This window comes from Pseudomonas sp. GW821-FHT05H12 (genome assembly GCF_059419385.1).
This window is the reverse complement of the sequence record NZ_JBWKRS010000017.1, coordinates 144,782-151,314: the sequence shown is the minus strand read 5'-3', so window position 1 is coordinate 151,314 and position 6,533 is coordinate 144,782. Positions and strand designations below refer to the sequence as shown.

Genomic DNA, 6,533 nt, shown 5'->3' with positions numbered 1-6,533 from the left:
ACACGCTGCTGTCAACACCTCTTTTTCAACTTCCTTTTGGCTTCGATGAACTGAAGCAACTTACCGTCAAAACCTACATAACCCATTGTTTATCAAGGAGTTTTCCGTTTCGACTGCGCCGGAAGTGGGGCGAATTATAGACAGATATAATCTGCCGTCAACGCCTTTCTTCACATTTCTGTCATAAAGGTCAGAAAAGCTCCAAAAACGCGAAAGCCATCTTAAAGAACAGCAGAGCAAAAGCACGTAAATAAAGGGCGAAGGGAAACAGAAACCGCAGAATGCAAAAAGGCCCCATAAAATGGGGCCTTTCTGTACTTATATGGCGGAGAGATAGGGATTCGAACCCTAGGTACCGGTGAAGGTACAACGGATTTCGAATCCGTCCCATTCGGCCACTCTGGCATCTCTCCAACGGCGCGCATCATAACAGCGTGTTTCGCAGAAGCAAACCCCAAAAGCGATTTTTTTCCGTGCTATCAGATGCTTGCGTCGATTAAAGCGGTACACCCAGACGATTGGCGACTTCTTCGTAGGCTTCGATCACATCACCGAGGCCCTGGCGGAAGCGGTCTTTGTCCATCTTCTTCTTAGTGTCCTTGTCCCACAGGCGGCAGCCGTCCGGACTGAATTCATCGCCCAAGACGATGGAGCCGTCGTGGAACACGCCGAACTCAAGCTTAAAGTCGACCAGCAGCAGACCCGCATCGTCGAACAACTTGCTCAGCACGTCGTTGACCTTGAGGGACAACTCCTTCATGCGCGCCAGTTGCTCAGCAGTACCCCAGCCGAAAGCCACAACGTGGGATTCGTTGATGAACGGATCGCCCTTGGCGTCGTCCTTCAGGAACAGTTCAAACGTGTAAGGATTAAGCTTGAGACCCTCTTCCACGCCCAGGCGCTTAACCAGACTGCCAGCCGCGTAATTACGCACGACGCATTCAACTGGAATCATGTCCAGCTTCTTGACCAGGCACTCGTTGTCGCCCAGCAGTTTGTCGAACTGGGTCGGAATACCGGCCGCTTCGAGTTTTTGCATGATGAAGGCGTTGAACTTGTTGTTCACCATGCCTTTGCGATCAAGTTGTTCGATACGCTTGCCGTCGAACGCCGAGGTGTCGTTGCGAAACAGCAGGATCAGGCGGTTGGCATCGTCGGTCTTGTACACCGACTTGGCTTTACCGCGGTAGAGTTCTTCACGCTTTTCCATGATGGGCTCCGCTTACTAAAGGGTGGGCTAGGCGATGTGTCGCCAGTCGAGCCCTGAATCTTGATCGGCCAGTTGCAGCCAGTCCGGGTCGCACCCAAGGGTGTCGACAAAACATTGCCGGGCAAGCTGCGGCAGGTTGTTCTTGCTGCTCAGGTGGGCCAGGACCAGGTGTTGCAGGTCTTGCCAGCCCAACTCATACACCAGGTACGCCGCCTGGTGGTTGTTCAAATGCCCCAGCTCGCCACCCACCCGCTGCTTGAGAAAGTAGGGGTAATGACCGCGAGCCAGCATGTCTCGGCAGTGATTGGACTCGATCATCAACGCATCGAGGTCGCGATACCCTTCCAGCACCTTGGCGCAGTACGACCCCAGGTCGGTGAGCACGCCAAAGCGCCGCTCTCCCCCACTGAATACGTATTGCGTCGGCTCGCGGGCATCGTGCGCTACCGCAATCACATCGATGCTCAGCGCACCGATTTGCAGATTCTCGCCACCGGCCAGGAAACCAGTAGGTTCAATGGGCTTGCGCATCCCGCGCAACGTGCCACGGCTGAGATACACCGGCAGATTGTAGCGCCGAGACAGTAACCCCACGCCATGCACGTGATCGGCATGTTCGTGGGTCACCAGAATCGCGCTCAGCTGCGCGGGGTGAACCCCCAGGCGCAGCAGGCGCCGCTCGGTTTCTTTTAACGAGAAACCACAATCCACCAGCACATACGTGTCGTCATGTGCGATCAGCGTGCCGTTCCCTTGGCTACCGCTGCCGAGAACGGCAAAACGCATCGGATCAGCCCAGGTTGTCCTGAATCACGCCCAGTACTTTGCGAGCCGTTTCAGCTGGCGCAACGGTATTGATGTTCTTCTCGACGGTCACTTGTACGCTGTCGCCCACCTTGCTCAAACGAACCTGGTAACGCTCGGCACGGGTCTCGATCTCTTCCTTGGTCGGCTTGCTGCCGAACAACTTGCCGAAGAAACCTGGCTCTTCATCTTTCTTCTCGGCCTTTTCAGCCACGTTGATGTAGTACAGGCCCAGGCTACGGTTGATGTCTTCAACACGCCAAGGACCTTGCTCCAACGCACGACCGACGCTGGCCCAGGCACGGTCCAGGTCTTCACCGAGGTTCAACACCACGTTGCCGCTGCCGTCTTCGGTGAGGCTGACACGGTTAGGCGTGTCGTAGTCACGTGCGGCGAGCAGGGAAACGGAACCGCCCTTCTCGGAAATGCGGCTCATGCTGGCCAGCATCTCGTCGACCAGCGCGGAATCCACGCCGGTGTTGACCGAACGGTTGGTGAAGTCGACGTTGGCAGTGCTGCCGGCAGGACGCTCGGCGCTGACCACGTAGACTTCACTGGTATTGCGCTGCACGCCAGGCTCGATGCGCACACGCACACGGGCTTCGCTGTCGGCGGCTACACCGCCGGCCTGCAGGCGCTTGGCCATGCTGGCGGACAGCTCGCTGCCCTGCTGCCAGGCGGTGGTGAACTCACCAGTCTGTGGGCGCTGCTCGTCAATGCGAAAACCATTGTCCTGGAAGAACTGCAGGGCCACCGGCCAGACTTCGGCCGGTGGACGCTGGGCCATGATCCAGCGGTTGTCGCCACTCTTTTGCAGGCTGTAGTCGCTGGCATCTGCCACGGCCGAGATCGGCTGCGGACGCGGCACCACGTACTCACCCTTGGTGGTGTCGTCGGCAACGTTACGCGGGATCGGCAACAACGGGTCAAGGCGCTTGGCGACGTTGACATCCGGTGGCAGTTGCATCGGTTTGGTTGCTTGGGCTTCCAGGTAATCGCTACCGCGGTCACGGAAGTAGCCTTCCGGGCCCCAGATCCAACCGCAGCCACTGGTGCTGGAGATAATCAAGGCAAGTGCGGAAAGTCCGGCCAATCGCTTCATGCGTAGTGCTTCCTCAATTAAACCAGGACGCCGGACTGGCGCAGGGCCTGTCGCAGCGGTTCGTGACAGGCTTCGCTGAGGCGGGTGAGCGGCAGACGGATACCGTCCGGCATCAAGCCCATTTCAGTCAGCGCCCATTTCACGGGAATAGGATTGGATTCGATAAACAGTGTCTTGTTGAGCGGCATCAACTTCTCGTGGATAGCACGCGCGGTCACTGCGTCACCGGCGATGGCGGCGGCGCACATTTCGCTCATGGCACGCGGAGCCACGTTGGCAGTCACGGAAATGTTGCCCTTGCCGCCCAGCAGGATCAGCTCGACCGCCGTGGCGTCGTCACCGGAGTAGACCAGGAAGTCGCTGCTCACGCCGGCCAGGATGTCCTTGGCGCGCTGCAGGTCGCCCGTGGCTTCCTTGATACCGATGATGTTCGGCACGGTGGACAGACGGATCACAGTAGCAGCCTGCATGTCGCATGCGGTGCGGCCAGGTACGTTGTAGAGGATCTGCGGGATATCGACCGCTTCGGCAATAGCGCGGAAGTGCTGGTACAAACCTTCCTGGGTCGGCTTATTGTAGTACGGGGTCACCAGCAGGCAGGCATCGGCGCCGGCCTTCTTGGCGTTTTTGGTCAGCTCGATCGCTTCGCGCGTCGAGTTGGCGCCCGTACCAGCGATCACGGCGATGCGGCCCGCAACACGCTTGACGACAAATTCGATGACCTGGATGTGTTCTTCCACATCGAGGGTGGCCGACTCACCTGTGGTGCCGACCGCCACGATGGCGTTGGTGCCTTCTTGCAGGTGGAAGTCCACCAGTTTGCCCAGGCTGTCCCAGTCGAGATGACCTTGTGCATCCATGGGTGTGACCAGTGCCACCATACTGCCCGCAATCATGCAACCGCTCCTGCCGGAAAAAGAGAGCCGTAATGGTACTGGCGCCAAGATGCTTGTACAAGCGAAGTACCACGTGAGGATGCGTTCTGACGTAACTAAACGACAGGCAATGCCATCATTGGGCCAATGCATCACTTCACACAGGATGAAATCCAATCGGTCACGTAATGAAAACGCCACCTCCTAGCCCTTGGCGACGCTTTTCGCTACCCTTCATCCTTTGATCGATACGGCCCATACGGTATCGACCGCTCATCGCTTTAGGAAGGCTGCATGTCCACCCCCACAGTTCGCGAACAATTCCTTGTTATCAGTGCCCTCGGCGCCAACCCCATGGAGCTGACCAACGTCCTGTGCCGCGCCAGCCATGAGAACCGCTGCGCCGTCGTGACCTCCCGCCTGACCCGCCATGGCGAGTGCAGTGCACTGGTCCTGCAGATCTCCGGCACCTGGGACGCCCTGGCGCGCCTGGAAACCGGCTTGCCGGGCCTTGCCAAGAAGCACGACTTCACCGTGAATGTCGTGCGCAGCGCCGCACTGGAGAACCGCCCGCAGGCGCTGCCTTATGTTGCCTACGTCAGTTCGGCCTACCGCTCGGACATCGTCAACGAGCTGTGCCAGTTCTTCATCGACCACAACGTCGAACTGGAAAACCTGACCTGCGACACTTACCAGGCACCGCAGACCGGCGGCACCATGCTCAATGCCACCTTCACCGTGACCTTGCCGCCCGGTGTGCAGATCAGTTGGCTGCGCGACCAGTTCCTGGACTTCGCCGACGCCTTGAACCTCGACGCCCTGATCGAACCATGGCGCCCACAGAACCCAATGTAAGGAAGATCCCATGCCGGTAGCTCTCGATACACCTGTGGCCGATTTCGAAGCCCAGGCCACCAGCGGCCAGACCTTCAGCCTTGCAGCCCTCAAGGGCAAGCAAGTGGTGATCTACTTCTACCCCAAGGACAGCACCCCGGGTTGCACCACCGAGGGCCAGGGTTTTCGTGACCAGTACGCAGCCTTCAAGGCGGCCAACACCGAAGTGTTCGGCGTTTCGCGCGACAGCGTGAAATCTCACGAAAATTTCAAGGGCAAGCAGGCGTTTCCCTTCGAGCTGATCAGTGACAAGGACGAAGCGGTTTGCCAGCTGTTTGACGTGATCAAGCTGAAGAAGCTGTACGGCAAGGAATACCTGGGCGTGGACCGCAGCACTTTCCTCATCGACAAGGATGGCGTGCTGCGTCAGGAATGGCGCGGCGTGAAAGTGCCGGGGCATGTGGATGCCGTTTTGGCAGCGGCACAAGCCTTGAACAAGGCATGATTGCTGCGGCAACCGTTTGATCGCATCGCCGGCAAGCCGGCTCCTACAGGTGGAACGCATTCTCCTGTAGGAGCTGGCTTGCCGGCGATAGCATCTTAAATTCCCCCACAACGTTTAAAGCAGCGGCGCAACCACCGGTTCTTGCCGCGGCCACGCATCCAGTACGGCCTTGAATAGCGTCGCCAGGGGGATCGCAAAGAACACCCCCCAGAATCCCCACAGCCCACCAAACAACAACACCGCACAGATAATTGCCACTGGATGCAGATTGACGGCCTCCGAAAACAGCAGCGGCACCAGCACGTTGCCGTCCAGGGTCTGAATAATGCCGTATACCGCCATCAGGTAGATGAACTGGTCGCTCCAACCCCACTGGAACAACGCGATCAACATCACCGGCACGGTCACCACCACCGCCCCCACATACGGCACCACCACCGATACCCCCACCAGCAATGCCAGCAGTGCTGCATAGTTCAGTCCAAGCGCGACAAAGGCGATGTAGGTGACGCCCCCGCAAATCACGATCTCGATGACCTTGCCACGGATGTAGTTGGCAATCTGCCGGTTCATTTCCTCGGCCACCCGCGTGATCAGCGCCCGCTCACGCGGCAAGTAGCCACGCACCCAGCGGCCGATCATGGCGCGATCCTTGAGGAAGAAAAACACCAGGATCGGCACCAGCACCAGGTAGATCATAATGTTGACCAGCAACGGCAAGCTGGACAGGGAAAAGGTCAACGCCCATTGCCCGAACTTTCCGATCTCGCCGCGCGCCACTTCGATGGCCTGTAATACCTGTTCATCCGACACCAAGTGCGGGTAGCGCTCAGGTAGCAACAACAACAGCGATTGCCATTTGGCGAGCATGCCCGGCAGTTCGTTGAACAAGGTGATCAACTGATGCCACAACAACGGCACGACCACCACGATGAAGACCAGCAACACACCCATGAACAGAGCAAACACCAGCCCAACTGCGGCGCCACCTGGCAGGCGCATACGCTCCAGCGTGGTCACCAGACCTTGCATCAGGTAAGCCAGCACCATGCCTGCCAGCACAGGAGCCAGCATGCCACCTAGGGTGAGTACCGCCGTAAAGGCCAGGAACAGCAGGACTGCCAGCACCACGGCCTCCTCATCGGAGAAGTAGCGCTGAATCCAGTCTCGTAACACTTTGAACATCAATCAACCTCGGAGGGT

General features: G+C 58.4%; 7 protein-coding genes and 1 tRNA gene. 2 read left to right on the top strand and 6 right to left on the bottom strand.

Annotated features, from left to right (window positions below; translation table 11 throughout):
- Positions 1 to 323: 323 nt before the first annotated feature.
- The 5 genes from AC07SU_RS17090 to dapA all read right to left on the bottom strand — a co-directional run bounded on the left by AC07SU_RS17090 (position 324) and on the right by dapA (position 4,012).
- Positions 324 to 413, bottom strand: a tRNA-Ser gene (locus AC07SU_RS17090).
- An 83-nt stretch (positions 414 to 496) separates the two neighbouring features.
- Positions 497 to 1,210, bottom strand: a complete 714-nt coding sequence (purC, locus tag AC07SU_RS17085) for a phosphoribosylaminoimidazolesuccinocarboxamide synthase (RefSeq protein WP_010212191.1) — start codon at positions 1,208 to 1,210, stop codon at positions 497 to 499.
- Between the two features lie 27 nt (positions 1,211 to 1,237).
- Positions 1,238 to 1,996, bottom strand: a complete 759-nt coding sequence (locus tag AC07SU_RS17080) for an MBL fold metallo-hydrolase (RefSeq protein ID WP_494997691.1) — start codon at positions 1,994 to 1,996, stop codon at positions 1,238 to 1,240.
- Positions 1,997 to 2,000: 4 nt separating this feature from the next.
- Positions 2,001 to 3,116 carry an NlpB/DapX family lipoprotein gene (bamC, locus tag AC07SU_RS17075; protein ID WP_178921057.1) on the bottom strand — a complete coding sequence of 372 codons (1,116 nt, stop codon included), beginning with the start codon at positions 3,114 to 3,116 and terminating at the stop codon, positions 2,001 to 2,003.
- 17 nt (positions 3,117 to 3,133) lie between these two features.
- Positions 3,134 to 4,012 carry a 4-hydroxy-tetrahydrodipicolinate synthase gene (gene dapA, locus AC07SU_RS17070; protein ID WP_176999171.1) on the bottom strand — a complete coding sequence of 293 codons (879 nt, stop codon included), beginning with the start codon at positions 4,010 to 4,012 and terminating at the stop codon, positions 3,134 to 3,136.
- 273 nt (positions 4,013 to 4,285) lie between these two features.
- On the opposite strand from dapA, the gene AC07SU_RS17065 reads away from it, so the two are divergent.
- Together AC07SU_RS17065 and AC07SU_RS17060 are read left to right on the top strand one after the other, a co-directional pair.
- A complete protein-coding gene (locus AC07SU_RS17065) occupies positions 4,286 to 4,846 on the top strand; it encodes a glycine cleavage system transcriptional repressor (RefSeq protein WP_176999172.1) in 561 nt (186 codons plus the stop codon).
- Between the two features lie 10 nt (positions 4,847 to 4,856).
- Positions 4,857 to 5,330: a peroxiredoxin gene (locus AC07SU_RS17060; protein ID WP_494997690.1), complete on the top strand. Its 474-nt coding sequence runs from the start codon at positions 4,857 to 4,859 to the stop codon at positions 5,328 to 5,330.
- A 114-nt stretch (positions 5,331 to 5,444) separates the two neighbouring features.
- On the opposite strand, the gene AC07SU_RS17055 is transcribed toward AC07SU_RS17060, so the two are convergent.
- The gene (locus AC07SU_RS17055) at positions 5,445 to 6,515 is read right to left on the bottom strand and encodes an AI-2E family transporter (RefSeq protein ID WP_494997689.1); all 1,071 of its coding nucleotides are present in this window, start codon (positions 6,513 to 6,515) and stop codon (positions 5,445 to 5,447) included.
- Positions 6,516 to 6,533: the final 18 nt, after the last annotated feature.

What these genes read in the sequence shown, in the direction of transcription:
- AC07SU_RS17080 (WP_494997691.1), bottom strand. Translation starts at nt 1,996, where the DNA reads ATGCGTTTTGCCGTTCTCGGCAGCGGTAGCCAAGGGAACGGCACGCTG.
- bamC (WP_178921057.1), bottom strand. Translation starts at nt 3,116, where the DNA reads ATGAAGCGATTGGCCGGACTTTCCGCACTTGCCTTGATTATCTCCAGC.
- dapA (WP_176999171.1), bottom strand. Translation starts at nt 4,012, where the DNA reads ATGATTGCGGGCAGTATGGTGGCACTGGTCACACCCATGGATGCACAA.
- purC (WP_010212191.1), bottom strand. Translation starts at nt 1,210, where the DNA reads ATGGAAAAGCGTGAAGAACTCTACCGCGGTAAAGCCAAGTCGGTGTAC.
- AC07SU_RS17060 (WP_494997690.1), top strand. Translation starts at nt 4,857, where the DNA reads ATGCCGGTAGCTCTCGATACACCTGTGGCCGATTTCGAAGCCCAGGCC.
- AC07SU_RS17055 (WP_494997689.1), bottom strand. Translation starts at nt 6,515, where the DNA reads ATGTTCAAAGTGTTACGAGACTGGATTCAGCGCTACTTCTCCGATGAG.
- AC07SU_RS17065 (WP_176999172.1), top strand. Translation starts at nt 4,286, where the DNA reads ATGTCCACCCCCACAGTTCGCGAACAATTCCTTGTTATCAGTGCCCTC.